Consider the following 25,392-nt stretch of genomic DNA (forward strand, 5'->3'; position numbering starts at 1 on the left):
ATTGTGTATTCCTGATGCACGTCCATTTGGTCTTTGTCACAAAATACAGGCGAAAAATATTTGTTCAGGATGCAATTGAAAAATTGCGAGGCTACTTTGCCAGTGTTTGTGCTGATTTTGATGTTGAACTGGTTGAAATGGATGGGGAACGGGATCACGTTCATTGACTGATTAATTACCCGCCAAAACTGGCGATATCTAATCTGGTTAACAGCCTTAAAGGGGTATCGAGTCGATTACTTCGACGTGATCGTCCTGATATTGCCCAACGTGATTACTACAAGGGGGTTCTTTGGTCGCCAAGTTATTTCGCGGGGAGTTGTGGTGGCGCACCAATATCCATTATCCGCCAGTACATTGAGCAACAGGAAACACCTCGTTAGTTAAAAAACCGCGCCTTATATCCCCGACCTGAAGGACGGAGTTTTACGGTGCTTTGGATAAACAATACCCTCGATAAATATCAAGGGTATTGATGTCAGCCCAATAGGTTATTTATTCACTTTAATTAGTGGTAAAGCATTTCATGAACAATATCTTCCCCTTTCATTGAATAAGGGTAATAGGTTGGCCAATTAGTTAGCTCTTTAAGTAATTCATCTTGTGAACTGTTTCCCATATATAGATGAAAATGCTGTGCTTTTTCTGGTGCAATAATATGATCGCTAAACTGAATAAACCGTGGAGCTTGGCTGTTGGCATCGTCACATCTAAACAGATAGCGAACACCTTTTTTACCCGATTGATAATGTAGAATACGATAACCATCATAGTGATATTCACAGCTATCGACTTTATCACCACGATGAAACTCTACGATATTATTCTCAATACCAATCATATCAACATCGGTTTTATAGCCTTGTGTATAGTAAGCTCGATATTGTTCTACTGTTTTATCTTGCTTCGTCTCCGCTTTCTTTTGCAAAACGATATCTAATTCGCCACTACGCAGATAGGGTTCAACAGATTGCCATACGCCATCCCAATCGCTTAATGAGCGATTGAGAACGTCCTTGTCCTCAAAAATCCCATTCGCAGCATCTATTTGTGCTTGTGTGCGTACTTTTTCATGATGATGTCCATGTGCCAAAACAGACATAGCACTACCTAAAAAACCCATAATCAAAAGACAAGAAAGGATTGGTTTTTGCATAGGTTACCCCTGAACGGCTTTAAAACGTGGATTTGATTTGCAAATTACATACAGACGTCCACGACGGCGTACCACTTTACAATCAGGGTGGCGCAGCTTCGCACTCTTTAATGAACTTAATACTTGCATTTTTTTCTTCCCTAATTAACAAATCGGCCAAAACGCTTATTAAAGCGTGCCACATTACCTTCTTGAGAATGTGTTTTTTGTTTACCGGTATAAAATGGATGAGACTGAGAAGAGACATCTAAAGTGACATAAGGATAGCGTTGCCCCTCATACTCAATAGTTTTATCAGTTTGAATGGTTGATCCCACTTTAAAATAAGCATCTACGCTAGTGTCATGAAAAATGACAGTACGATATTGTGGATGAATATTTTCTTTCATACTCGCCTTCTTTATGTAATGTTATAATATAACAATATTGAGTTGCGATAATGTAGCGCCTTTTTATTTTAATGGCTAGTTTTTTTGATCATTTTTTTTATATACCTATTAGTGATAGTGCCATCTCTACGTATTGCAAAGGGTGAGGCAACATAGAACATTTGATTAAGCAGAGTAAGTCTATTAAACAAATAAATGCTAAACATTCGCCACATTATGCCGTTGAATAGATAACACTCAGTATTCTTCTGTCTCGCTTAATCGCACAACTATAGGTGATTAAGCATCGGGTGCTTTTGGTAACACCTTCAAGGACGTAATCAAATTAAAGAGATAATTCTGAAAAGAATTCAGGGAGCAGGTAAGGATCATGGTTCGTGCTAGTATGGCAACAAGAAATAAAAAAGAGGTTACAATTAGTGATAGTGATTCACAGTTCAATCATGAGGTGAATATGGGCAAATTCCCAGGCTTACATCGTCGAGCAATCGTTGTTATTGCCATTATTTTGTTAGTCGTTTTTTTCTGGCCAACAAGTGAAAATACCACCCCACCTCAACCCTCATCTTCGACACAAAATCTTCCTGTGCCTGTAGCACCTTCTGTCTCAAATGAAACACAAAATGTCCCTAATACACTACCACCAGCACAAGATAGTCTAAATGCTGAGCAAGAGACAGAAGACTTACCAGAAGAAGGTGAAGCCAATAATACCAATGACAATACGCCAGTAAACACAATGCCTCAAACACCGTCAACCGCGACTGAAAATTGGCAAACTTATACCATTAAAGAGGGGCAAACCCTTGCACAACTATTTAGAGATAATCAGTTGCTTGTCAATGATGCGTTTACTATGGCGAAATCAGAAGGCCCACAAAAGCCGTTAAGCCAGTTACGCGCCGGACAAACCATTCGTTTACAACGAGGTTCACAAGGTGAAGTGAGTATGCTTGAAGTGACTGACAATACCGGTACTGTTATTACCTTCACTCGGCTAAGTGATGGTAGTTATTATCGTACGCCATAGTGTCAACAAGCGGTGTGGAGAAATAGAGCAAATAACCTATATAAAAAACGCCAGCTAAGCTGGCGTTTTTCTATCAACATAACTGTTTAATCTAATGATTATTCAGCAACGATGATTACATTCAGTTCAGCGAATACGTCACTGTGAACTTGGAAGTGAACTTCGTGGTCACCAGTTGTACGCAGAACGCCGTTTGGCAGGCGAACTTCGCTCTTACAAATTTCAACGCCAGCTGCAGTTACTGCATCAGCGATGTCACGTGTACCGATTGAACCAAACAGTTTACCTTCGTCACCCGCTTTAGAGCTGATAGTGACAGAACCCAGCGCAGTGATTTTCGCTGCACGAGCTTCAGCTGCAGCTAAAGTTTCAGCTAATTTAGCTTCTAACTCAGCACGACGCGCTTCGAAAAACTCGATGTTTTTCTTAGTCGCAGAAACAGCTTTACCCTGTGGGATTAAATAGTTACGAGCATAGCCCGATTTTACGTTAACCTGATCACCCAGGCTACCCAGATTCGCTACTTTATCAAGCAGAATAATTTGCATTACCTTATCCTCTACAAGTCATTAATGGACTATATAATACCTATTACTGATGACGATCAGTATAAGGTAATAAAGACAGGTAGCGCGCGCGCTTGATAGCACGAGCCAGCTGACGCTGGTATTTTGCACGAGTACCGGTGATACGGCTTGGTACAATTTTACCACTTTCAGTGATATAGTTTTTCAGCGTAGCGATGTCTTTATAATCAATCTCTTGTACGCCTTCCGCTGTGAAACGGCAGAACTTACGACGACGGAAATAACGTGCCATATGGCTAGTCTCCAGAATCTATCAATTCAATCTGTTCGGCATGCAATACCAGTTTAAACAATCCATTTCTCGCCTGATGGCTACTAATGAATCCTGAAACGGTAACTTTGCTACCGACCGTTATACTGTGAGTATCAGTTTGTAACGCTTTCCCACTGGCAATAATGGGCATTCTGCACCATGATTGTCTTTTTAATCCCGCTTCTTCTTGTGTTGAACGATGTTCAATCACAAATTGGCAATGCGGGATCCCAGCAGGGCTAACTTTTCGTATCAATGCTTTGCACACAGTGCCTGTTAGCACTAATCGATTAGCCGTCACAACACTAATTACTCTTCAGAATCCTCTGCTACATCATCAACTTCTTCTTCATCAAGATCTTCAGCAACATCGCGACGACGTTCGTCTTTTGCTTTAACCATTGGTGAAGCTTCAGTCACTGCGTGTTTAGTACGCATGATCATGTTGCGGAGCACGGCATCATTGAAGCGGAAAGTAGTTTCCAGTTCATCAATCACTTCTTGCGGAGCTTCAACGTTCATCAGAACGTAGTGTGCTTTGTGCAGTTTGTTGATTGGATAAGCCAGTTGACGACGACCCCAGTCTTCGAGACGGTGGATCTGACCATTAGCATTAGTGATAGCGGTTTTATAACGTTCGATCATACCAGGAACTTGTTCGCTCTGGTCTGGGTGAACCATAAAAACGATTTCGTAATGACGCATTTGATATTGCTCCTTACGGATTTATCAGCCTCCTGTCAGGGTCAGTCACCACCCATGGAGGCAAGGAACTTGTTTAAGTGTGACTGAAAAAATTGACGCGTAACTATACCCCCCCACGCAATAAAACTCAAGGGAGGAAGAGAATAAAATACGCGCAGTGTTATTTTACAGAAATACGCTGACGCATTGCTTCAAATAAACAAACTCCGGTTGCCACGGAGACATTTAATGAAGAGACTGAGCCTGCCATAGGAATACTGATTAACTCATCACAATGTTCGCGGGTTAAACGGCGCATTCCTTCACCTTCAGCCCCCATAACCAAAGCTAAAGGCCCTGTGAGTTTGCTTTGATATAATGTATGATCCGCTTCCCCCGCGGTGCCAACAATCCAGATGTTCTCTTCTTGTAATAAGCGTAAAGTACGTGCCAGATTGGTTACACGGATCAAAGGTACGCTTTCTGCAGCACCACAAGCGACTTTTTTCGCCGTGGCATTTAATTGAGCTGAGCGATCTTTTGGTACAATGACTGCGTGAACACCAGCCGCATCAGCACTACGTAAGCATGCGCCTAAGTTGTGTGGATCAGTCACACCATCTAACACTAATAGAAAAGGTGTACCTACTTCAGCTAATAAGTCCGGTAAATCTTGTTCTTGGTACTGACGACTAGGTTTTACCTTAGCAATTATCCCTTGGTGAACCGCACCTTCAGTTTGATTATCTAACCATTGGCGATTAGCAACTTGAACTAAAATCCCTTGTTCTTCCAGCGCATGGATCACCGGCATTAAACGACGATCTTCGCGTCCTTTTAACACATAAACTTCTTTAAAACGTATCGGATCACGCTCAAGCAGTGCTTTTACTGCGTGAATACCATAAATAATATCTTCGCTCATAGCGGTTGTTACTCGTTAAAAAATAAAAGGCACAATAACAGATAAAAGGCGGAAAATCCGCCTTTTTAATAGGAGTCAAACAGTGAATGACTTCGTTGTATAACTACGCTTTAGTGCGTTTCGCCGCACGTTTGGCTTTTAATTTCGCCTCTATCTTTTTGGTTTGTGCAGAGGCTTTTTTGCGTTTAGTACTCGCCTTGTCCTTCGCAATTTTCTCTTTAATGACTTTCTCTTTACTCTGTTTTTCTTTACTTGATTTACCTTTTCTAAAGGCACTATCAGGTTCAAAGTTTTTGTCTTTGCTGGCATCACGACGACGAGACTTACTACTGCTCGCATTTTTCTTGTCTTTTCCCCCTTTTAACGCACGAACACGTGCTGTTTTCCCGGGGTTACGTGCTTTACGTGTTGTTGAAATCAATGAGAAGTCAATAGTACGTTCATCCATACTGACCGCTTCAACTTTCACTTCAACTTCATCACCCAGACGATACACCTGACCTGATGACTCACCAATTAAACGCTGTCCAACATTATCAAATTGATAGTAATCATTATTTAATGTGGATACATGAACAAGACCATCAATAAATAGATCGTTTAAGCGCACAAAGAAACCGAAACCAGTGACACTGGTAATAATACCGGTAAATTGCTGACCAATTTGATCAAGCATGAAATCACATTTCAGCCAATCAGCCACATCACGGGTTGCTTCATCCGCCCGACGTTCAGTTAAAGAGCAGTGTTCCCCTAACTGAAGCATGGTATCCATATCACTATGATAGCCACCCGTTGGTGTCCAGCGTTGTGAGCCATGGCCTTGCTGTTTCGCTATCTGGTATTTAATAGCACGATGTAATGCTAAGTCAGGATAACGACGGATGGGTGAAGTGAAGTGAGCATAAGATTTTAATGCTAAACCAAAGTGACCTCGATTTTCAGGCTCGTAAATCGCCTGTTTCATGGAGCGCAATACCATGGTTTGTAGCATTTCGTGATCTGGACGCTCTTCGACTTCTTTCATGACTCGCGCATAATCGCCTGGCTCCGGTGTTAATCCTCCCGGTAACGTTAAACCCAGTTCATTAAATACCGAACGTAAATTCATTACGCTCTCTTCTTTGGGTTTATCATGCACACGATATAACGCAGGCTCTTCATTTTTCTCAACAAAACGCGCCGCCGCAATATTGGCTAAAATCATGCACTCTTCAATTAATTTATGTGCATCATTACGTACAACCGGTTCGATACGATCGATACGACGTTCTGCATTGAAAATAAATTTCGCTTCTTCCGATTCAAAACCAATGGCACCACGCTGTTCACGCGCCTTATCGAGGGCTTGGTATAGCTCATAAAGGTGCTCAATATCTTTTACGATCGGTTGGTAGTGCTCACGTAACTCTTCATCACCTTGAATGATTTTCCATACTTTGGTGTAAGTCATTCGCGCATGAGAGCTCATTACGGCTTCATAGAATTTATAAGATGAAAGGCGCCCCTGCTCAGAAACGGTCATTTCACAAACCATACATAAACGGTCGACTTGTGGATTTAATGAACATAATCCATTCGACAGTACTTCTGGCAGCATAGGGACAACTTGAGATGGGAAATAGACCGAATTGCCTCGGCTACGCGCTTCTGTGTCTAATGCAGTTTGAGGGCGTACATAATAGCTCACATCTGCAATTGCTACCCATAAACGCCAGCCCCCGCCTTTTTTACGCTGGCAATAAACGGCATCATCAAAGTCTCGCGCATCTTCACCATCAATGGTAATTAAAGGGAGATCACGCAAATCAACGCGACCTTGTTTCGCTGACTCTGGCACATCCTCTTTTAAATCAGCGATTTCTTTTTCTACTTTAGGTGGCCAAGTATGAGGAATTTCATGGGTGCGTAGTGCAATTTCTACCGCAATTCCCGTCCCCATAGTTTCACCTAAAATTTCAACAATGCGTCCTACCGCTTGAGTACGCCGTGTTGGTCTTGTGGTAACTTCAACCACCACCACATTCCCCATACGTGCGCCCATGATATCTTCTTTAGGGATAAGAATATCAAAACTTAAACGGCTATCGTCAGGTACCACAAATCCCATACCTGACTCAATAAAATAGCGCCCAACAATTTGGCTGTTTCTGGGTTCAAGAACACGAACGACGCGACCTTCTCGACGCCCTTTTCTATCCATGCCTAGGGGTTGCGCTAAAATCACATCACCATGCATGGTTTTTTTCATTTCATCTTGTGAAAGATAGAGATCATCCTTTTGGCCTTCCGCACGTAAAAAACCATAGCCGTCACGGTGACCGATAACTTTACCTTTCCAAAGATCGAGGCGTTCAGGTAAGGCATAACACTGACGTCGAGTAAAAACTAACTGACCATCTCGTTCCATAGCCCGTAAACGACGACGTAATGCTTCCAGATTTTCTTCACCTGAAATTTTCAATGCCTGCGCGATATCTTCACGGCTCATCGGGGCCGGGCGTTTCTTCATTTCTTCTAAAATAAATTCACGACTAGCAATTGGAGAGGCGTATTTTTCGGCTTCTCTATCCTGAAAAGGATCTTTGGACATTATGACCTCCAAGCTATCAGAATGATGAAATTGTCGACTCAAACATCTTCTAATAACAATTTATATAAGGGGCTGTTGTTTTCTACCAATTCAGCCAGTGTATGACGGTCTAGCTCTTTCAAAAACTGTTCTATCGCTTGATTTAATACAAGTTTTAATCGACAAGCTGGGGTGATATGACAAAACTCAGCACTACAGTTAACCAGTGAAAGCGGCTCTAAAGCACGAACGACCTCGCCGACAATAATATCAGCGGCAGGTTTACCTAAGCGTATACCACCATTTTTTCCACGTATCGCTTCGACAAATCCCATATGACTTAGCTGATTAATAATCTTAACCATATGATTACGTGACACACCATAGACCTGCGTCACTTCGGTGATGCTCGTCATTTTGCCTTCTGGCAATGAAGCCATATATATCAACGCCCGCAATCCATAATCTGTAAAACTGGTTAATTGCACAATGACCTCTGAAAAGTAAAACTCCCAGTTAAAGAAGTTAAAGGATAAATAATGAGTAATGAGAATATCATTTTATTAAGCAATATTATGTTTAATTTTTGGACATTTAGCAAAGATATACTCAAAAGTCCGCGCTTTTAGGCTTACTCACCACAACCATTAAAATAATAGCGATATCACAGGCAAAGAAAAAGCGATCCTGTCGCTTTTCAACAGATCGCTTCTCTTAGTTGACAACAAAATAACGTTATCTTATTTCACTTCTGACCATAGCCCTAAAACAAAAACGCAACCGAGTGGGAAACTGTTTCTCGTTTTATTGCTAATCAACATAGTGACTCAGTTCGGCTTTGTTACAGATACGAAAAAATCGCCCCTGTCATTTTCAGGGACGATTTTCACATCAAACCAATTAATACAATAAATTATGCATCAAATGGATGACGGAGAATAATCGTTTCTGAACGATCTGGACCTGTAGAAACGATATCAACAGGCACACCAGTTAACTCTTCAACGCGTTTAATATAATTTAACGCGGCTTGTGGTAACTGTGCTTTATCTTTAACGCCGAAAGTGCTTTCGTTCCAGCCAGGCATAGATTCATAAATAGGCTCAATACCTTCCCAATCATCTGCTGCTAATGGTGTAGTTTCAATCACTTCACCATTTGGTAAGCGATAACCTACACACACTTTAACTTCTTTCAGACCATCTAAGACATCAAGTTTGGTCATGCAGAAGCCTGACAATGAGTTGATTTGAACAGCACGGCGGATAGCAATAATATCTAACCAACCAGTACGGCGACTACGACCTGTTGTTGCACCGAACTCTTGGCCTTTTTCACGCAGGAAATCGCCGGTTTCGTCAAATAATTCTGTAGGGAATGGACCTGCACCAACACGGGTAGAATAGGCTTTAATGATACCTAATACATAACCAACATAACGAGGACCTAAGCCTGAACCTGTTGCAACACCACCTGCGGTCGTATTTGAAGAGGTGACATACGGATAAGTACCGTGATCGATATCTAATAGAGTACCTTGCGCCCCTTCAAACATCACTAACTCACCTTTTTGTGTTGCTTTGTAAAGTAAGTCAGAAACGTCAACAACCATCCCAGTTAAGATATCAGCAATCGCCATGATATCGTCTAAGGTTTTTTGGTAATCAACAGGCTCAACTTTGTAATAATTAACCAGTTGGAAATTATGGTATTCGATGATCTCTTTAAGCTTCTGAGCGAATGCTTTTTTATCAAATAGATCACCAACACGTAAACCACGGCGTGCGACTTTATCTTCATAAGCAGGACCAATACCACGACCCGTAGTACCAATCGCTTTCTCACCACGCGCCTTTTCACGGGCGTTATCTAATGCAATGTGATAAGGCAGAATTAATGGGCAAGCTTCTGACAGCAGTAGACGTGAACGAACAGGAATACCACGCTCTTCGAGCTGTGTCATTTCTTTCATCAGTGCTTCTGGCGATAATACGACACCGTTTGCGATGATGCTGACAACATTTTCACGAAGAATGCCTGATGGGATTAAGTGGAGAACGGTTTTTTCACCGTCAATGACTAGGGTGTGACCTGCGTTATGTCCGCCTTGGTAACGAACAACATACTTAGCACGTTCTGTCAGCAAGTCGACGATCTTGCCTTTGCCTTCGTCACCCCATTGGGTGCCTAATACGACAACGTTATTACTCATTTCAAAATACACTCGGTTGCTTAAAAAAGGATTCTACCATCTCAATTCAAGAGTTACAGTAGATTTTATCTAATTATGCCATCCCCGCTTTTAAGCAATAGATTATCTTGCCATTGTCAATATTTTTGCCCGAAAAAACCACATCACAAGATATTTGTGATTTTTATCAACAGTTTTGATCGCAAAAACAGGAAGCAGAGTGACATAAAAGTGAAAATGGCTAAGAAGACGCCTCGGGATTGCCGAAGGTTTATCTTGAAATGCAATTTTCACTTTATACTATCTCAGCTAAAGACAATTTGGAAATGGTTGCGAGCGATTTTTCGTTTCATTCAATAATAAAAAACGATTTTCTTTATTTGTTTTAATTCTATCTGCTTGATTAAAAGCTAAAAAAATCCCCTAAGTTTTATCTTAGGGGATGATTATTTATTTTCTTGAACGATGACGATTACTCTTCAATCGCTCTCGCTTTAGTTGGTGCTTTCATATAGCGTAAGAAATCGCTATCTGGACTTAACACCATGACGTCATTACCGTCTTTATTAAAGCTATTCTCATAAGCACGTAAGCTACGGATAAACGCATAGAAGTCAGGATCTTGACTGAATGCATCAGCAAATAGTTTAGTTGCTTGCGCATCCCCTTCACCTCGAATACGTAACGATTCACGCTCCGATTCAGCTAAGGTTTCTGTCACTGTTTTATCTGCTGCAGCACGGATTTTCACCGCTTCTTCTTGACCTTGTGAACGGTGACGACGAGCAACCGCTTCACGCTCTGCACGCATACGTTGATAAATGGCTTCAGAAACTTCCATTGGTAAGTTGATTTGTTTGATACGAACATCAATCACTTCAATACCTAATGCCGCCATACTGTTCATATTGATAGCAGGAGCTTTACCTTTGGTCTCTTCGGCCACTTTCTTCGCAGCAATAGCAATAGCATCATCTGCATCACTTTTATCGCGAGAAGGTGTACCTTCATTCAACGCATTACGTACATCAATGGTTAAACGACCACGTGAATCAGTGATAATTTGGTTTACACTCATACGACCAATTTCAGAGCGTAAACGGTCACTAAATTTACGACGCAATAAGGTTTCTGCTTGCATCGTATTACCACCACCAGTAGCTAGGTAGTAAGTACTAAAATCACTGATACGCCATTTCAGATAAGAGTCAACTAACAAGTCTTTGTTCTCACCTGATAAGAAGCGATCTTGCTGGATATTCATCGTTTGGATACGCGCATCCAGTTTTTTCACATTCTCAATAAATGGAATTTTAAAGTGAATACCCGGTTCATAAACGACCGGTTTATTTTCACCATCACGTACCACTTTCGAGAAACGTAAAATAATACCGCGTTCATATTGTTGCACGACAAATACTGAGGAGTACAACAACGCTAAAATAATAACTGCAACAACAGCGATAACTTTACGCATGATTATTGTCCTCCTTGATTAGAGCCATAAGGCTGACCATAACCACCACTATTATTGCTACCATATCCACCGTTACCATAAGTTGTTGCTGGTTTCTGAGTAGGTGTTGTGTTGGTACTTGGCGTAGGGGTTGAAATACGCGCAGGTGCCTCTGTGACACTATTAAATGACGTTGGCGCTTTTGGTTGCTGGCGTAACATTTGCTCTAAAGGCAGAACCAACATACTGTTACCTTTGTCATTGGCAATGACTTTACGTGTTTTCGACAACACTTTTTCCATTGTTTCAATATACAGACGCTCACGAGTAATTTCCGGTGCTGCGCGATATTCAGGTAAGATTTTGGCGAAACTCGCCACCTCACCTTCTGCTTTCATCACCACACTCGTTTTATAAGCGGTTGCTTCTTCAATCATACGTTGTGCGTTACCTTTCGCTAATGGTAACACTTCGTTTTTATAAGCCTCAGCCTGACGAATGGTTTTCTGCTCTTCTTCTCGTGCCGCAATTACGTCATCGAATGCCGCTTTTACCGCTTCTGGTGGGCGAGCAACTTGGAAGTTGACGTCCACAATGGAGATCCCCATTTTATAAGGGCGGATCGTCTCTTCTAATTCTTGACGAGTTTGATCACGAATTTCTGAACGGTTCGATGTCAGGATCTTTTCCATTTCTGAACGACCAATTACACCACGGACGGCACTGTCTGTCGCTTGTCCTAGGCTATTCATTGGCGTTGTGACATTAAAGAGAAATGCTTCTGGATCTGAGACAACATATTGAACGTTTATCTCAACTTGAACCATGTTTTCATCTGATGTCAACATCATGCCACCCGTAGTTAAATCACGGATGGTTTTTACGTTGACAGGCTGAACTTCATCAATGAAAGTCGGTTTCCAGTTTAAACCAGGCTCGACGATTTGGTAAAATTTACCGAAACGAGTCACAACACCTTGTTCGGCTTCTTTAATGGTATAAAAACCACTGGCAGCCCAAACGACAACCACAGCACCTAATGCAAGAGAAACTAATACGTTTCCAGCATTACCACGAGGACCGCCATTTTGCCCAGAAGAGGAGTTTCCTCCTTTTTTACCACCGAAACCGCCAAGTTTTGCACTCAGTTTCCGGAACAAATCATCGAGATCTGATGCTTTACGATCCCGACCTCCTTGATTACCGTTAGAGTTCCCGTCGCCGTTATTATTACCGCCGTTTCGGTTCCCCCACGGGTCGCGGTCTTGTCCGTTGTTACCGGGCTGATTCCACGCCATGTTCTAGCTCCATTATTATGATTAGATTTATCAGGCTTAAGAGCCGATTTCATCGCCAGCTCTCAGTTAATGTTCTTTAGTATGGCCAATTATCAGACCACGTAATCCAATAAAGTAGGCTCCTGCTTGCAAAGTCGATGCCAGTCTACCATAGGCATTCGGGTGATTAGCCCAACTTTACCGTCTTTTTCAATCCATTCACGCTCAATAGCCTGTAATTGATAAAAACGGCTACGTAATCGCCCTGCTTCTTCTGGCGGTAAACGCAATTCAACGTGTGCGATCTCACCTGAAAGGCGCTCTGTCAACGCCTGATATAACAGAGGAATACCTTCACCTGTTTGTGCAGAAACCCAAACCCTAACAGGTAAATTATCTTCATTTCGATCAATTCTTGGGGTGAAGTCCTCAAGAAGATCAATTTTATTCATCACATACAGTGTCGGTATCTCGTGAGCATCAATCTCTTCTAATACATTTTCAACTGCATGAATGTTCTCTTCAAAACGGCTATCAGCGGCATCAATAACATGAAGAAGCAATGTCGCTTCACGTGTTTCTTGTAGCGTTGCCTTAAATGCCGCCACCAGATCATGAGGTAGATGTCGGATAAAACCAACCGTATCAGCTAACACCACGGTACCAACATCATCGACCTGAATTCGTCTTAAGGTAGGATCCAGTGTCGCAAACAACTGATCAGCAGCATACACATCAGCACAGGTTATACGATTGAATAAACTCGACTTACCCGCATTGGTGTAACCCACCAGAGATAACGTTGGAATATCAGCTTTACTTCGCGCTTGTCGTCCTTGTTCACGCTGACGTTCAACTTTGCCTAGACGCATTAGAATTTGACTAATTTTGCCTCTGAGCAAACGTCGGTCCGTTTCAAGCTGTGTTTCGCCAGGGCCACGTAATCCAATCCCCCCTTTTTGTCGTTCTAAGTGTGTCCACCCTCGAACTAAACGGGTTGATAAATGACGTAACTGAGCGAGTTCTACCTGTAGCTTTCCTTCGTGAGTTCTTGCTCGTTGAGCAAAAATATCGAGGATAACTCCCGTGCGATCAACCACACGACATTCACAAAGTCTTTCCAGATTTCGTTCTTGTGCCGGTGAGAGTGCGTGATTAAATAGCACCACATCTGCACCACTCGCTTTTACTGCTTCTGCGATTTCTTCCGCTTTACCTTCTCCCACATAATATTTGGAGTGAGGCGCTCTACGGCTCCCTGTAATAATTTGAACTGGTTTTACACCGGCAGATGTCACCAAAGATTCAAACTCTTGCAAGTCATCAATATCCTTTTCTTGCGAAAAGAAAACGTGCACTAAAACGGCTAATTCGCCACCTTCATAACGATCAAACAAAGGCGAAACCTCATGGACTTTATAAAAACAGGAAAAACATAGGTAAAGTCTCCCTACCTATGTTTTTATTATATTAAGAATAATATTTGATAATTATTCTGCAACATCATCCTGCTGAGTCGCGTTACCGCCACTGTAGTTTGTACCCGCTTGGTTGGTACCTGTATTGCTATGATGAGAAACAGGACGAGAAGGTACTACGGTAGAGATAGCATGTTTGTATACCATCTGACTAACAGTGTTTTTCAGCAGAATAACAAATTGGTCAAAAGATTCGATCTGACCCTGTAATTTAATGCCGTTTACCAAATAGATTGAAACAGGGACCCTTTCACGACGTAATGCGTTCAGAAAAGGATCTTGCAAAGATTGCCCCTTAGCCATTCTATGTTTTCCTTATTTTGTTGTTTTATACTAGAACCTAATGGTTCGAAAAAATGAACTACTCAAAAATTGCACTTTAGCAACTATCAATTTTACACAAACCTACCATCTATGCACTAACTACCTGCAAAACAGTGTTAAGAGACTGTTCAAAATCTTCACTATCTAACCAATGAACATCATGCCAACCTCTTAACCAAGTGATTTGTCGCTTCGCTAATTGCCGGGTAGCGCAGATCCCTCGATAAACCATCTCATCATAATCGATTTCGCCGGATAAATATGACCACATCTGGCGATAGCCGACACAACGTATAGAAGGTAAATCTTCATGCAGATCGCCCCGTTGGTATAATGATTTTACTTCATCTTCAAAGCCACACGTTAACATCTGTTTAAAACGTGCTTCAATGCGTTGATGAAGTACATTTCTATCTTTCGGAGCAATCGCAAACTGATAAACATCATAAGGCAATGCTTCGCCTGATATTTGAGTTAATTCTGTCATCGATTTACCTGAAATCAGGTAAACTTCCAGTGCACGAGAAAGGCGTTGAGGATCATTAGGATGGATCCGTTTGGCCGCAACGGGATCGACGGATGCTAGCTCTTGATGAATTGCCTCCCACCCTTGTTCGGCTGCTTTTTTTTCGATTTCAGCACGAATTTCTGGATTAGCACTGGGTAAAGGCGATAAGCCTTCTAATAACGCTTTAAAATATAGCATAGTCCCGCCCACTAATAGTGGAATTCGTCCTGCAGCCGTAATTTCTTCCATTGCTTTTAACGCATCTTTACGAAAGTCTGCGGCAGAATAAGGTAATGCGGGATCTAGAATATCAATTAAACGATGTGGTGCAAGCGACTGCTCTGTCTCATCCGGTTTCGCAGTACCAATATCCATACCACGATAAATAAGAGCAGAATCAACACTAATAAGATCAACGGGCAGTTTTTGTCTTAGCGCAATGGCTAATGCGGTTTTACCAGAGGCTGTTGGCCCCATCAGAAAGATTGCTTTAGGTTTTATTTGCGTTTTTACTTCGCTCATTATTCAGTGCCGCTACCACAGGTTGTAATTCTATTAATTGTAATAAGTTTTTGGACGGCTGTCTGACATATTGTGGACATAATCGTTCAATATCAGCCAATAATCCTACTGCCTGAGCCTGTGACCAAACACCCGACTCATGACTTAACTGTTTTGCTAACCAATGCCCAATTTGTTGTTTAGAGCATAATTTTTCTGTTGCCAAATAAGCTAATAGCTTTGTCAGTAATACAGGTAAATTTTGCTGTCGCAACGGCAACGAGACCGCGTGGATCGTCGCTTTACCATGAGAGATGTCGATAACAATCCCAAAATCACTGATTAACGCCTGAAACTGCTTAAATGTATTAATTTCATCTTTACTGAGTGTGACTTTTAAAGGCACTAGCAAAGGTTGGGGTTTCAGATTTTCATTTTCTGGCAATAACTGGGCACATTTTAACAGAAAATCAGCTTCTTCCAATGCTAACAGCCCTAGACCTTGCGAAGATTCAATTAACGCATATTTCTGCTGATAAATCGCCAATACCCGGCCAAAAGTATAATCTGTTTGCGCTGCGCTGGCATTAACAGAACGAGGCACCACTGAAATTACATTTGTTTCATTGTTATTAGTTGTATGACCAACATCAACCAAATTCAATGGGGGACGAGGGGGAAATAGGGGTATTTTTTCTTTATTTTCAACATCGCTCGCACTTTCTTGCATCATTTTTTGATAAAGCATGCCTTGCGTACGTTGATAACTCTCACCAAACTGACGTGTATCTAGCGTTTTTTGGGGACTCTTTTGCGTATCTGTTAACCCTTTTCCTGCACTTCCTTGGTAAGCTCCCGTGCTCTTTTTTTGCGTAGATGAGGTTACTGGTGCTTGATAAGGCTGCGAAAAAACATTTTCTCCCGCAACTTGGCGATTTTCAGGAAATGTTGTGGCAGTTAAAGCCCCATTATCCTCTTCATCTAAAGATAACGTATCTTCTGTAACCTGCCTTAACACACTCAGGACAGCTTGATAGATAAAATCGTGTACTAAGCGCGATTCGTGAAAACGCACTTCATGTTTGGCAGGATGCACATTGACATCCACTTGATGAGGGTCGACGGTTAAATAAAGCACATAAGAGGGTTGCTGTTCACCTTGCAAATAACCCTCATATGCTTGACGAATAGCATGGTTAATCAATCTATCGCGCATCATGCGCCCATTGACATAACAGTACTGTATTTCACTGCTTTGCACTGGAGCTAAAGGATGCTCTACCCAGCCTTTTATTGCCAGATCACCATGCTCCCACGTCAGTTGCATTGCTTGATCAACAAAATGATTACCACAGATAGCACTTAAACGACGATGATGCTGATGAGTTTCTTTCGCAGCGCGATATTGACGCACACGCTTACCGTTGTGGGTTAAATTAATTGACACATCAAAGCGGGATAAGGCTATACGACGTACTACTTCATCTATATGACCAAACTCTGTTTTTTCGGTACGTAAAAATTTACGTCTTGCAGGAGTGTTATAAAAAAGATCGAGCACTTCAACTGTGCTCCCCACCGGATGTGCTGCTGGCTTGACTGCCACTGTCATATCACGCCCTTCGGCGTAGGCTTGCCAAGCCTCCTCCTGAGATGCGGTACGAGATGTTAAGGTTAAACGTGATACAGAGCTGATACTGGCTAAGGCTTCACCACGAAACCCCATGCTCATAATGGCTTCAAGATCATCCAGTGTCGATATTTTGCTTGTTGCATGGCGAGCAAGTGCTAACTTCAAATCATCACGGGAAATGCCGCATCCATTATCGCGGATACGAATTAGCTTAGCGCCACCTTTATCGATATCGATATCAATTGTTGTCGCACCCGCATCTAAGCTGTTTTCAAGTAACTCTTTAACAACAGAAGCGGGTCTTTCAACGACTTCCCCTGCTGCAATCTGATTTGCTAACTGAGGAGGTAATAAATTAATCGCCATTACCTTATCCCACGTTTATCTTTATTTTGGCCCATTCTGTAAGGGATGAGCGAGAAAGTAATTTTTTAATCCGGCATAGATTGAAGCGGCTAATTTCTCTTGGTAAGCATCTGAAATCAGCAATTGTTCCTCAGCGGCATGACTAATAAAACCTGTTTCGACCAAAATAGACGGAATATCAGGTGAACGTAAAACCCCTAAGCTGGCGTGCTCTGGTGTTTTTTTATGTAATGATCCTACTTTTCTAAGTTCAGATAACACCGCTACCGCAACGTCATAGCCTACACGCTGTGAATTACCAAATTGTAAATCTAATACCGCTTGGCTTAAATAGGGATCAACCCCTTCTGCGAGTGCATCACCGGCGCCACCGAGAAGCTCTGATTGTTTTTCGCTTTGTTCAAGCCATTTACCTAATTCACTATTCGCGCGACGATTTGACAATACCCAAACAGATGCCCCGCGCGCACTGCGATTAGGTGCAGAATCGGCATGAATAGACACTAACATATTGGCACCTTGCTTACGGGCCACTTCAGAGCGTCCAGCAACAGAAATAAAATAGTCGCCATTGCGGGTTAAAACGGGTTTGAACATAGGATCATTACGCAAAATCGCTTCTAATTTTTTTGCCACTCTTAAGGTAACATCTTTTTCACGATTACCTTTTTGCCCAATAGCGCCGGGATCTTGACCCCCATGCCCTGCGTCAATCGCAATAATTATTTGCCGATCACTCGACGCGGGCTTATTCGAGGTTGTGCGAGGCTTTACCGGTACTACAGGTGCAACGGGTTGCTTAGGCGTACTCACCAAAGGCGCCATCTGTTGATTAGCCACCGTATTTGTGGCTTTGTTTGCTGATAACGCCACTACACTGACCGTCGTTGATGTATTGTTATTTTGTCGAGCATTAATAGGTTTGATAGTAAGTACTAACTTATATTCACCATTGCTATTTAATAAGCGCTCCGTCACCACCACTGGTTTGGCAAGCTCTACCACCATACTTTGATATTGGCTATCTTTTGATTGTGTCGTGCGAATTTTCTGTGCTAATTGCTGACGATTTAATGTCACAGGTAAACCCGTTATTTGGCTACCTTGCTTAAAATCCATCACTAACCTATCTGGATTTTTCAGTGAGTAATATCTATAGCTTGGTTTCCCACCACTAAACGAAAATGTAAGTGTTGTAGCCACATCCCCATTTTCGGCCTTCACTTCTGTTACCGTAGCGGCTTGTGCTATTTGCACCACAAAAAGTGACAGAACAACCAACAAAAAGGTGGCAATATAACGCTGACATTGGCTCACAATAGTGATGAGACTCGACATAATCAATATTCCTTTATGCAGACTGAATACGGGATAAAACAGCATTCCCTCTCTGTGAAAGGGCAATAAAATGGGCTTTACGACCTTCATTTTCATAGCTTAAATGAAGCTCTAAATCCGCATTAGGTATAAACCCTTCCCCTTGAGAAGGCCATTCAATGAGACACAGTGGATCTTGTGCAAAATAGTCACGTATCCCCATAAATTCTAACTCTTCCGCTGAAGCTAAGCGATAAAGATCGAAATGATAGACTGGGCGTGGTGTCAGCATATAAGGCTCTACCAAGGTATATGTTGGACTTTTAACATGACCTTGATGACCTAAAGCTTGTAAAAATCCGCGGCTAAAGGTGGTTTTCCCGGCCCCTAGATCACCAAATAAATAAATAATAAGCCCTTGGTTATTTGTCGCCATTGCGACTGAATGCCCTAGTTTTACTGTTGCAGCTTCATCTTCTAATGTAACAACCCATTCTTTCATATTCATACAATCTATTGTTAGGTAATAACGACTTAGTTAATAGCATGTTAGAGCACATGCAAACAGACCATTTTTATATTCACTTAAAGTAAATTATTATCAGAATCAATTTCAAATAACCATACCATAAATCTATTTCTTACGAGGATTTTTCCTATCGTTGCACTATGATACACTGCGCACTCTTAGGACTCACCTATTAGCTATTATTTCGGTTGCTCATGTCATCACTCGATCTTCATCACCTTGCTCAAAATATAAAACGTTGGGGAACTGAACTAGGATTCCAACAAACAGGAATTTGCGATACTGATTTATCGCTCGAAGAGCCTCGTTTACAAGCTTGGTTAGATAAACAGTATCATGGTGAAATGGCATGGATGGCTAAATATGGCATGACTCGAGCAAGACCCCATGAATTGGTGCCGGGCACATTGCGTGTGATCAGCGTCAGAATGAACTATTTGCCAACAGATGCCGCTTTTGCTCGTACCCTTAATAATCCAGAGCAAGGCTATATTAGCCGTTATGCATTGGGTAGAGATTATCACAAAGTATTAAGACAACGCCTTAAAAAATTAGGTGAAAAAATTACGCAATATTGCCAACAGTTTGAATATCAAGGTATTGTTAATTTTCGCCCTTTTGTTGATTCAGCGCCGATAATGGAACGACCATTGGCCGTGAAAGCTGGCCTTGGGTGGGTTGGTAAACACTCACTTGTTATCAATAATCAGGCCGGCTCTTGGTTTTTTCTCGGTGAATTATTAATTAATTTACCTTTGCCTATTGATTCTCCCGTTGAAGAGCAATGCGGTAAATGTGTAGCTTGCATGACCACTTGCCCAACAGGCGCCATCGTAGAGCCTTACACCATTGATGCTCGTCGCTGTATTTCTTACCTAACGATTGAACTTGAAGGCGCTATTCCTGAAGAATTTCGCCCTTTGATGGGCAATCGTATCTATGGTTGTGATGATTGCCAATTAATTTGCCCATGGAATCGTTTTTCTTCGCTCACAGAGGAAGATGATTTTTCTCCGCGCCGTGCCTTACATACACCAGAATTGCTGTATCTATTCCAATGGAGTGAAGAAAAATTTCTGCGTATTACAGAAGGTTCACCGATCCGACGAATTGGCTATTTACGTTGGCTAAGAAATATTAGTGTTGCGTTAGGCAATGCCCCTTATCAGGACAAAATTGTACTGGCCTTGCAAGAGCGCTTTGGTTTAGGGGAGGTTTTAGATGAACATTTGCACTGGGCTATCGCCCAACAGAAAGCCAAAAGAGAAGAAAAAACGCTAAAAATACAGACTTCACAACAAAAACGTCTAGTAAGGGCAATAACTAAGGGCCTACCTCGTGATGCTTAGTTTTTAACATGATACGCATACTCATAAGATGAGATAATTTCACCTGTGAATAAAATAAAAACTCTTTGTCTATCAATATGAAGAAAAAATTCAAGCGAAGTGTGGCACAAATTAAAAAAAATAAAAATAAACTTACTTATCAATTGGATAGATAAAAGCAATATTTAACTCACTAGCATAATATGCTAATGACTCAATGATAGCAGCCTGTGGATAACTCTGTGCAGTAAAAAAATAAATTAGTGCTAGATGCAAGGATTATGAGCATCTTATTGTGGATAATTTATTTCGATAAGAATATTAAGATAAGTGGAACTCGGGCTCTTTTTTCCAAAGAAAAGTCATAAAAATACTTTTCTTCATAAAAAATACTCTTCAAAGTATATTTAACAGAATAAAAACCTAAACAACAAAAATTGATCTGAGGTTTAGCTCCCCCCTAAACGAGGAAAGGCGCACATTCTAGTGCTGGCTAAATAGAAATGCAAGCAAAGATCAAAGATAGATCACAAAAAAATAGCTTGATCTTTCTTGCTGTTATCGATTTCCCTTTTTCTGCACTGCAATGGGTCACTCGCTTTAAGTGTATTAGCTACAATCGCTGATCTGCACCTACCACAGTGTAGACTCATTTTTAAAAAGTGAGAGAGAAAATAAAGATTTTTTGGTTATATTTTATACAAGTATTGCTATTTCCTGTCCATAGTTATGTCCTTGTGACTTTTAGAATGCAATAGCTTTATTTGGGTGTTATTAAACAAAATAACGCTTTGTATTGTTGCTTATGCGTGACTGCTCCCCGCCCTGTTGAAGTGACCTCATAGAGTTGGACTGTTCATTAAGCGGTTTTCGCTAAAGGTTTTCTATATTGCATTTTAGCTTTTATCTCTTTACACTCAGATTAGACTTTTTTAGACTTAATTTAGTCTTATTGATTGAGGTAGATATGCGTTACTCAGAACAAATCAAACCAATTAGTTATTTAAAAGCTAATGCCGCCGAAGTGATGACTAAACTCACTGAATCTGGTGCACCGATGATTATTACTCAAAATGGCGAAGCAAAAGCGGTTATTCAGGATATTACCTCTTATGAAGAGACACAGGAAACATTAGCCTTACTTAAAATATTGGCGTTAGGTCAGCAACAAGTTGAAGCAGGTGAAGTAAAAGATATAAAAAGCGTTGTTCAGCGTTTAAAAAGTAAAAGGAAATAATCGTAATGGCGTCCTATAAAGTGGTAATGACGAAAGATGCCGAAACAGACTTAGAGGACATCTATAACTATATTGCCGACCACGACAGCATAGATAATGCAGATTATGTATTAGATGAGCTGCTTAAGATCACTAATACACTGGCTAACTTTCCTATGAAAGGCAGTATTCCAAAGGAATTACAAAGTTTAGGTATTCGTGAATATCAGCAAATCTTTTTTAAACCTTATCGTGTCATCTATCACACAATAGCAAAACAAGTGGTTATCTTTATTATTGCGGATGGCAGACGAGACATGCAAGCCCTGCTTACTCGGCGACTTTTAGGGTAAAAATATCTTACTGTATATTCTTATCATAGAGAGACAGGCCGACTTCTAAAAACAGCTTAGCTAATGCTATTACGACAAACGCTTTGATTTATAAGAATTTACTGAGTTTATTGAAGTCTTTGGAAGAAGATTTGGAGCGGGAAACGAGGCTCGAACTCGCGACCCCAACCTTGGCAAGGTTGTGCTCTACCAACTGAGCTATTCCCGCATTTGGTAAGTTTTGTGCTGATAATTATCGAAGAAAGATTTGGAGCGGGAAACGAGACTCGAACTCGCGACCCCAACCTTGGCAAGGTTGTGCTCTACCAACTGAGCTATTCCCGCGTCGCTAATACTGATAACTATCGAAGAAAGATTGGAGCGGGAAACGAGACTCGAACTCGCGACCCCAACCTTGGCAAGGTTGTGCTCTACCAACTGAGCTATTCCCGCGTCTTTCTTACACCCGTACAAACGAAATTCTTCATCGGTACGGGATGCGCATTATACGAGAAAAATGCTTAACCGCAAGCCCTTATCAGTAAAAAAATGCGTTTTTTTGATTGCATGACGATAAAATCGTCACAATGATGCAATATCAGCCATCAATCCGCTAATTTCTACTCTTTAATAAAGGTTTGGCGATAATAGGCTAATTCAGCAATAGATTCTCGAATATCATCCAACGCTTGATGAGTATTTTTTTTCTTAAATCCTTCAAGGATTTCAGGTTTCCAACGACGAGCTAACTCTTTTAGTGTACTGACATCGAGATAACGATAATGAAAATATTTTTCTAATTCAGGCATATAGCGAAATAGAAAACGTCTATCTTGCCCCACACTATTACCACAGATCGGTGATGCACCCTGTGGCACCCATTTTTCAAGGAATTCGATAGTGGCTTGTTGTGCAGCCGCATCATCATACTGACTCTCTTTAACCCGCTGAACTAAACCACTTGCCGTATGTGTTGTAGTATTCCATTCATCCATCGAGGCGAGTAATTTATCCGATTGATGTACGGCAATAACGGGACCTTCAGCTAAAATATTAAGTTGGGGATCGGTGACGATAGTGGCAATTTCAATAATACGATCGCGTTCAGGATCAAGGCCGGTCATTTCCAGATCTATCCAGATAAGATTGTTCTCGCTTTTTGACATAATATATCCTAGCTGTTTCTTAGAGTGAGACATGATATTTTAACCTTTATCATAGCGCGTTTACTCAATAAGCACGACAAAAGAACATCTAACCGAATAACACAAGTGAGGATCGGTGACAAAACGTAAATTATCTAAAGGCCAGCAACGCCGAGTACAAGAAAATCATAAAAAGCGTTTGCAAAGCAAAGAGAAAAAAAATCACGTTGAATTAGACGATACACAATTAGGCGAAGCGACCGAAGGCCTCGTTATCAGTCGCTTTGGGCAACATGCAGATATTGAAGCTGCAGATGGCTCTATTACTCGTTGTAATATTCGCCGTACTATTTCATCCCTAGTCACAGGCGATAGAGTGGTGTGGCGCCCTGCATTACAAACCCAAGAAAATGTGCGCGTCAATGGCATTGTAGAAGCTGTTCATGAGCGTACTTCTGTACTCACTCGCCCAGATTATTATGATGGTATTAAACCTATTGCCGCTAATATCGATCAAATTATTATTGTTTCAGCCATTTTACCTGAGCTTTCACTTAATATTATCGACCGCTACTTAGTGGCTTGTGAAACCTTAAATATCGAACCCCTTATTGTATTGAATAAAGTCGATATGTTAGATGCAGAAAGCCGAGCGATGGTAAGTGAGTGGATGCAAATTTATAAAGATATTGGTTATCGAGTGCTTGAAGTCTCAAGCTATACCAAAGAGGGATTAGAAGCATTAACTCAAGCATTAATTGGCCGCATCTCTATTTTTGCTGGCCAGTCAGGTGTGGGTAAATCGAGCCTTCTCAATACTCTCTTACCACCAATGGAAGAAAGTATTCTGGTCAATCAAGTCTCTGACAACTCAGGGCTTGGACAACATACCACCACCGCATCGCGCCTTTACCATTTCCCTCTAGGAGGCGATGTTATTGATTCACCGGGGGTACGTGAATTTGGTTTGTGGCATTTAACACCTGAGCAAGTGACCAAAGGTTTTATTGAGTTTCGACCTTTCTTAGGAGGCTGTAAATTCCGTGATTGTAAGCATAATGACGATCCGGGTTGCTTGATCACCGAAGCCGTAGATAAAGGTGAAATCGCACCAACCCGATTTGAAAACTATCATCGTATTTTAGAAAGTATGAGTCAGGTGAAAGTGCGTAAAAATATTAATTTAGACTCTTAAGCATAGATTCACTGACAACCCTATTAAGGGTGGGTACAATAGACCCCTTTTGTCGATTTTTTATCGTTCGATCCCAGAGGTTGCCATTTTGGACAAGCTAAAAATTAAACTACAGTATCTATTGCCTAAATTATGGCTAACACAGCTAGCTGGTTGGTTTGCCAATAAAAAAGCGGGTAGCGTTACTCAATTTGCTATCAAAATGTTTGCTCGCGCATATAAAGTTGATATGAATGAAGCGAAAGAGAGCCAATTTCAGGCTTATGCAACATTTAATGAGTTTTTTATTCGTGCATTAAAAGATGGCGCTCGCCCTATTGTTGAAGGAGATAACCAACTGGCTCTCCCCGCAGATGGCGCTGTCAGTCAGCTTGGTCAGATCCAAGACGATCAAATTTTACAAGCCAAAGGGCACTCTTACACCCTTGAAGCGTTGCTAGCAGGTAATTTTACCTTGGCCGACCAGTTCCGCCATGGGCAATTTATTACAACCTATCTTTCACCACGGGATTACCACCGTGTTCATATGCCTTGCGATGGGTTATTAAAAGAGATGATTTATGTCCCCGGCGATCTCTTTTCTGTTAATCCTTTAACTGCGGCAAATGTTCCTAACTTATTTGCTCGTAATGAACGTATTATTTGCCTTTTTGACACCCAATTTGGTCCCATGATACAAATTCTTGTTGGAGCGACCATTGTAGGGAGTATTGAAACGGTCTGGTGTGGCATGGTAACACCACCACGTGAAGGTATTATTAAACGTTGGACTTATCCTCAAGCGGATAAAGTTGGCGCTATATTTCTGAAAAAAGGTGAAGAGATGGGACGCTTTAAATTAGGCTCGACCGTTATTAACCTCTTCCCTGAAAATAGTGTTCAATTAAATAAAGATCTGATGAACGGCTCTGTAACATTAATGGGAGAACTACTAGGCTCTATCATTAATGCCACAGGCACTGATCATAAGGCCTGCGATAATAATACCATTAATGAATAA

At 41.3% G+C, this 25,392-nt stretch carries 26 protein-coding genes, 3 tRNA genes and 1 pseudogene; 7 read left to right on the top strand and 23 right to left on the bottom strand.

The window, feature by feature from the left end:
* Positions 1–383, top strand: a pseudogene (gene tnpA / locus AACV00_RS01360) (IS200/IS605 family transposase); the annotation flags it as partial.
* 125 nt (positions 384–508) lie between these two features.
* Here the strand turns inward: tnpA and zinT are convergent.
* The 3 genes from zinT to AACV00_RS01375 are packed head-to-tail and all read right to left on the bottom strand — an operon-like array spanning position 509 to position 1,545.
* A complete protein-coding gene (gene zinT, locus AACV00_RS01365) occupies positions 509–1,156 on the bottom strand; it encodes a metal-binding protein ZinT (RefSeq protein ID WP_004246276.1) in 648 nt (215 codons plus the stop codon).
* A 3-nt stretch (positions 1,157–1,159) separates the two neighbouring features.
* Entirely contained in the window at positions 1,160–1,285 is a 126-nt protein-coding gene (ykgO, locus tag AACV00_RS01370; protein ID WP_004246277.1) for a type B 50S ribosomal protein L36, read from the bottom strand.
* Between the two features lie 11 nt (positions 1,286–1,296).
* The gene (locus AACV00_RS01375) at positions 1,297–1,545 is read right to left on the bottom strand and encodes a type B 50S ribosomal protein L31 (RefSeq protein ID WP_004246279.1); all 249 of its coding nucleotides are present in this window, start codon (positions 1,543–1,545) and stop codon (positions 1,297–1,299) included.
* Positions 1,546–1,915: 370 nt separating this feature from the next.
* Here AACV00_RS01375 and AACV00_RS01380 point away from each other — a divergent pair, with 370 nt between their 5' ends.
* Positions 1,916–2,575 (top strand): LysM-like peptidoglycan-binding domain-containing protein, encoded by a 660-nt coding sequence (locus tag AACV00_RS01380; RefSeq protein WP_161680039.1) that lies wholly within the window; start codon positions 1,916–1,918, stop codon positions 2,573–2,575.
* Positions 2,576–2,673: 98 nt separating this feature from the next.
* On the opposite strand, the gene rplI is transcribed toward AACV00_RS01380, so the two are convergent.
* The 16 genes from rplI to tsaE form a co-directional block, all read right to left on the bottom strand.
* On the bottom strand, positions 2,674–3,123 hold the full coding sequence (rplI, locus tag AACV00_RS01385; protein WP_004246281.1) for a 50S ribosomal protein L9: 450 nt from the start codon (positions 3,121–3,123) through the stop codon (positions 2,674–2,676).
* 43 nt (positions 3,124–3,166) lie between these two features.
* Complete coding sequence (rpsR, locus tag AACV00_RS01390; RefSeq protein WP_000135199.1) at positions 3,167–3,394, bottom strand: 30S ribosomal protein S18; 228 nt, start codon at positions 3,392–3,394, stop codon at positions 3,167–3,169.
* Positions 3,395–3,398: 4 nt separating this feature from the next.
* Positions 3,399–3,716 carry a primosomal replication protein N gene (priB, locus tag AACV00_RS01395; RefSeq protein ID WP_004246282.1) on the bottom strand — a complete coding sequence of 106 codons (318 nt, stop codon included), beginning with the start codon at positions 3,714–3,716 and terminating at the stop codon, positions 3,399–3,401.
* 8 nt (positions 3,717–3,724) lie between these two features.
* The gene (gene rpsF, locus AACV00_RS01400) at positions 3,725–4,120 is read right to left on the bottom strand and encodes a 30S ribosomal protein S6 (protein WP_004246283.1); all 396 of its coding nucleotides are present in this window, start codon (positions 4,118–4,120) and stop codon (positions 3,725–3,727) included.
* Positions 4,121–4,280: 160 nt separating this feature from the next.
* The gene (rlmB, locus tag AACV00_RS01405) at positions 4,281–5,012 is read right to left on the bottom strand and encodes a 23S rRNA (guanosine(2251)-2'-O)-methyltransferase RlmB (protein ID WP_175437872.1); all 732 of its coding nucleotides are present in this window, start codon (positions 5,010–5,012) and stop codon (positions 4,281–4,283) included.
* 115 nt (positions 5,013–5,127) lie between these two features.
* The gene (gene rnr, locus AACV00_RS01410; RefSeq protein ID WP_161680037.1) at positions 5,128–7,617 is read right to left on the bottom strand and encodes a ribonuclease R; all 2,490 of its coding nucleotides are present in this window, start codon (positions 7,615–7,617) and stop codon (positions 5,128–5,130) included.
* Between the two features lie 38 nt (positions 7,618–7,655).
* On the bottom strand, positions 7,656–8,084 hold the full coding sequence (gene nsrR, locus AACV00_RS01415) for a nitric oxide-sensing transcriptional repressor NsrR (RefSeq protein WP_004249627.1): 429 nt from the start codon (positions 8,082–8,084) through the stop codon (positions 7,656–7,658).
* Between the two features lie 425 nt (positions 8,085–8,509).
* Complete coding sequence (locus AACV00_RS01420) at positions 8,510–9,808, bottom strand: adenylosuccinate synthase (protein ID WP_004249629.1); 1,299 nt, start codon at positions 9,806–9,808, stop codon at positions 8,510–8,512.
* A gap of 451 nt (positions 9,809–10,259) precedes the next feature.
* The gene (hflC, locus tag AACV00_RS01425; RefSeq protein ID WP_004246288.1) at positions 10,260–11,264 is read right to left on the bottom strand and encodes a protease modulator HflC; all 1,005 of its coding nucleotides are present in this window, start codon (positions 11,262–11,264) and stop codon (positions 10,260–10,262) included.
* A 2-nt stretch (positions 11,265–11,266) separates the two neighbouring features.
* A complete protein-coding gene (hflK, locus tag AACV00_RS01430) occupies positions 11,267–12,541 on the bottom strand; it encodes an FtsH protease activity modulator HflK (RefSeq protein WP_004246289.1) in 1,275 nt (424 codons plus the stop codon).
* A 92-nt stretch (positions 12,542–12,633) separates the two neighbouring features.
* A complete protein-coding gene (gene hflX / locus AACV00_RS01435; protein ID WP_004246290.1) occupies positions 12,634–13,917 on the bottom strand; it encodes a ribosome rescue GTPase HflX in 1,284 nt (427 codons plus the stop codon).
* Positions 13,918–14,010: 93 nt separating this feature from the next.
* Positions 14,011–14,301 (bottom strand): RNA chaperone Hfq, encoded by a 291-nt coding sequence (gene hfq, locus AACV00_RS01440; protein ID WP_004246291.1) that lies wholly within the window; start codon positions 14,299–14,301, stop codon positions 14,011–14,013.
* Positions 14,302–14,410: 109 nt separating this feature from the next.
* Positions 14,411–15,352, bottom strand: coding sequence for a tRNA (adenosine(37)-N6)-dimethylallyltransferase MiaA (gene miaA / locus AACV00_RS01445; protein WP_004246293.1), 942 nt, complete (start codon positions 15,350–15,352; stop codon positions 14,411–14,413).
* Positions 15,321–17,330, bottom strand: coding sequence for a DNA mismatch repair endonuclease MutL (gene mutL / locus AACV00_RS01450; protein WP_004253034.1), 2,010 nt, complete (start codon positions 17,328–17,330; stop codon positions 15,321–15,323). Before mutL ends, miaA begins: the two co-directional genes overlap by 32 nt.
* A gap of 21 nt (positions 17,331–17,351) precedes the next feature.
* A complete protein-coding gene (locus tag AACV00_RS01455) occupies positions 17,352–18,668 on the bottom strand; it encodes an N-acetylmuramoyl-L-alanine amidase (RefSeq protein ID WP_004253037.1) in 1,317 nt (438 codons plus the stop codon).
* A gap of 13 nt (positions 18,669–18,681) precedes the next feature.
* On the bottom strand, positions 18,682–19,149 hold the full coding sequence (tsaE, locus tag AACV00_RS01460) for a tRNA (adenosine(37)-N6)-threonylcarbamoyltransferase complex ATPase subunit type 1 TsaE (protein WP_004249636.1): 468 nt from the start codon (positions 19,147–19,149) through the stop codon (positions 18,682–18,684).
* Between the two features lie 221 nt (positions 19,150–19,370).
* On the opposite strand from tsaE, the gene queG reads away from it, so the two are divergent.
* The 3 genes from queG (at position 19,371) to AACV00_RS01475 (ending at position 22,073) form a co-directional block, all read left to right on the top strand.
* Positions 19,371–20,525 (top strand): tRNA epoxyqueuosine(34) reductase QueG, encoded by a 1,155-nt coding sequence (queG, locus tag AACV00_RS01465; RefSeq protein ID WP_161680035.1) that lies wholly within the window; start codon positions 19,371–19,373, stop codon positions 20,523–20,525.
* Between the two features lie 946 nt (positions 20,526–21,471).
* The gene (locus tag AACV00_RS01470; RefSeq protein WP_020946610.1) at positions 21,472–21,741 is read left to right on the top strand and encodes a type II toxin-antitoxin system Phd/YefM family antitoxin; all 270 of its coding nucleotides are present in this window, start codon (positions 21,472–21,474) and stop codon (positions 21,739–21,741) included.
* Positions 21,742–21,746: 5 nt separating this feature from the next.
* Positions 21,747–22,073 (top strand): type II toxin-antitoxin system RelE/ParE family toxin, encoded by a 327-nt coding sequence (locus AACV00_RS01475; protein WP_161680033.1) that lies wholly within the window; start codon positions 21,747–21,749, stop codon positions 22,071–22,073.
* A gap of 132 nt (positions 22,074–22,205) precedes the next feature.
* Here the strand turns inward: AACV00_RS01475 and AACV00_RS01480 are convergent.
* From AACV00_RS01480 to orn, 4 genes are all read right to left on the bottom strand, one after another.
* A tRNA-Gly gene (locus AACV00_RS01480) sits at positions 22,206–22,281 on the bottom strand.
* Positions 22,282–22,321: 40 nt separating this feature from the next.
* A tRNA-Gly gene (locus tag AACV00_RS01485) sits at positions 22,322–22,397 on the bottom strand.
* Positions 22,398–22,429: 32 nt separating this feature from the next.
* A tRNA-Gly gene (locus AACV00_RS01490) sits at positions 22,430–22,505 on the bottom strand.
* A 167-nt stretch (positions 22,506–22,672) separates the two neighbouring features.
* Positions 22,673–23,218, bottom strand: coding sequence for an oligoribonuclease (gene orn, locus AACV00_RS01495; protein WP_004253041.1), 546 nt, complete (start codon positions 23,216–23,218; stop codon positions 22,673–22,675).
* Positions 23,219–23,333: 115 nt separating this feature from the next.
* Between orn and rsgA the strand changes: the two genes are divergently transcribed.
* The gene (rsgA, locus tag AACV00_RS01500) at positions 23,334–24,392 is read left to right on the top strand and encodes a small ribosomal subunit biogenesis GTPase RsgA (RefSeq protein WP_004246308.1); all 1,059 of its coding nucleotides are present in this window, start codon (positions 23,334–23,336) and stop codon (positions 24,390–24,392) included.
* 88 nt (positions 24,393–24,480) lie between these two features.
* A complete protein-coding gene (gene asd / locus AACV00_RS01505; RefSeq protein ID WP_004246309.1) occupies positions 24,481–25,392 on the top strand; it encodes an archaetidylserine decarboxylase in 912 nt (303 codons plus the stop codon).

This window comes from Proteus sp. G3927 (genome assembly GCF_963894685.1).
Lineage (GTDB): Bacteria > Pseudomonadota > Gammaproteobacteria > Enterobacterales > Enterobacteriaceae > Proteus > Proteus mirabilis.

What these genes read in the sequence shown, in the direction of transcription:
- zinT (WP_004246276.1), bottom strand. Translation starts at nt 1,156, where the DNA reads ATGCAAAAACCAATCCTTTCTTGTCTTTTGATTATGGGTTTTTTAGGT.
- ykgO (WP_004246277.1), bottom strand. Translation starts at nt 1,285, where the DNA reads ATGCAAGTATTAAGTTCATTAAAGAGTGCGAAGCTGCGCCACCCTGAT.
- AACV00_RS01375 (WP_004246279.1), bottom strand. Translation starts at nt 1,545, where the DNA reads ATGAAAGAAAATATTCATCCACAATATCGTACTGTCATTTTTCATGAC.
- AACV00_RS01380 (WP_161680039.1), top strand. Translation starts at nt 1,916, where the DNA reads ATGGTTCGTGCTAGTATGGCAACAAGAAATAAAAAAGAGGTTACAATT.
- rplI (WP_004246281.1), bottom strand. Translation starts at nt 3,123, where the DNA reads ATGCAAATTATTCTGCTTGATAAAGTAGCGAATCTGGGTAGCCTGGGT.
- rpsR (WP_000135199.1), bottom strand. Translation starts at nt 3,394, where the DNA reads ATGGCACGTTATTTCCGTCGTCGTAAGTTCTGCCGTTTCACAGCGGAA.
- rpsF (WP_004246283.1), bottom strand. Translation starts at nt 4,120, where the DNA reads ATGCGTCATTACGAAATCGTTTTTATGGTTCACCCAGACCAGAGCGAA.
- rnr (WP_161680037.1), bottom strand. Translation starts at nt 7,617, where the DNA reads ATGTCCAAAGATCCTTTTCAGGATAGAGAAGCCGAAAAATACGCCTCT.
- AACV00_RS01420 (WP_004249629.1), bottom strand. Translation starts at nt 9,808, where the DNA reads ATGAGTAATAACGTTGTCGTATTAGGCACCCAATGGGGTGACGAAGGC.
- hflC (WP_004246288.1), bottom strand. Translation starts at nt 11,264, where the DNA reads ATGCGTAAAGTTATCGCTGTTGTTGCAGTTATTATTTTAGCGTTGTTG.
- hflK (WP_004246289.1), bottom strand. Translation starts at nt 12,541, where the DNA reads ATGGCGTGGAATCAGCCCGGTAACAACGGACAAGACCGCGACCCGTGG.
- hfq (WP_004246291.1), bottom strand. Translation starts at nt 14,301, where the DNA reads ATGGCTAAGGGGCAATCTTTGCAAGATCCTTTTCTGAACGCATTACGT.
- miaA (WP_004246293.1), bottom strand. Translation starts at nt 15,352, where the DNA reads ATGAGCGAAGTAAAAACGCAAATAAAACCTAAAGCAATCTTTCTGATG.
- mutL (WP_004253034.1), bottom strand. Translation starts at nt 17,330, where the DNA reads ATGGCGATTAATTTATTACCTCCTCAGTTAGCAAATCAGATTGCAGCA.
- AACV00_RS01455 (WP_004253037.1), bottom strand. Translation starts at nt 18,668, where the DNA reads ATGTCGAGTCTCATCACTATTGTGAGCCAATGTCAGCGTTATATTGCC.
- tsaE (WP_004249636.1), bottom strand. Translation starts at nt 19,149, where the DNA reads ATGAAAGAATGGGTTGTTACATTAGAAGATGAAGCTGCAACAGTAAAA.
- queG (WP_161680035.1), top strand. Translation starts at nt 19,371, where the DNA reads ATGTCATCACTCGATCTTCATCACCTTGCTCAAAATATAAAACGTTGG.
- AACV00_RS01470 (WP_020946610.1), top strand. Translation starts at nt 21,472, where the DNA reads ATGCGTTACTCAGAACAAATCAAACCAATTAGTTATTTAAAAGCTAAT.
- AACV00_RS01475 (WP_161680033.1), top strand. Translation starts at nt 21,747, where the DNA reads ATGGCGTCCTATAAAGTGGTAATGACGAAAGATGCCGAAACAGACTTA.
- orn (WP_004253041.1), bottom strand. Translation starts at nt 23,218, where the DNA reads ATGTCAAAAAGCGAGAACAATCTTATCTGGATAGATCTGGAAATGACC.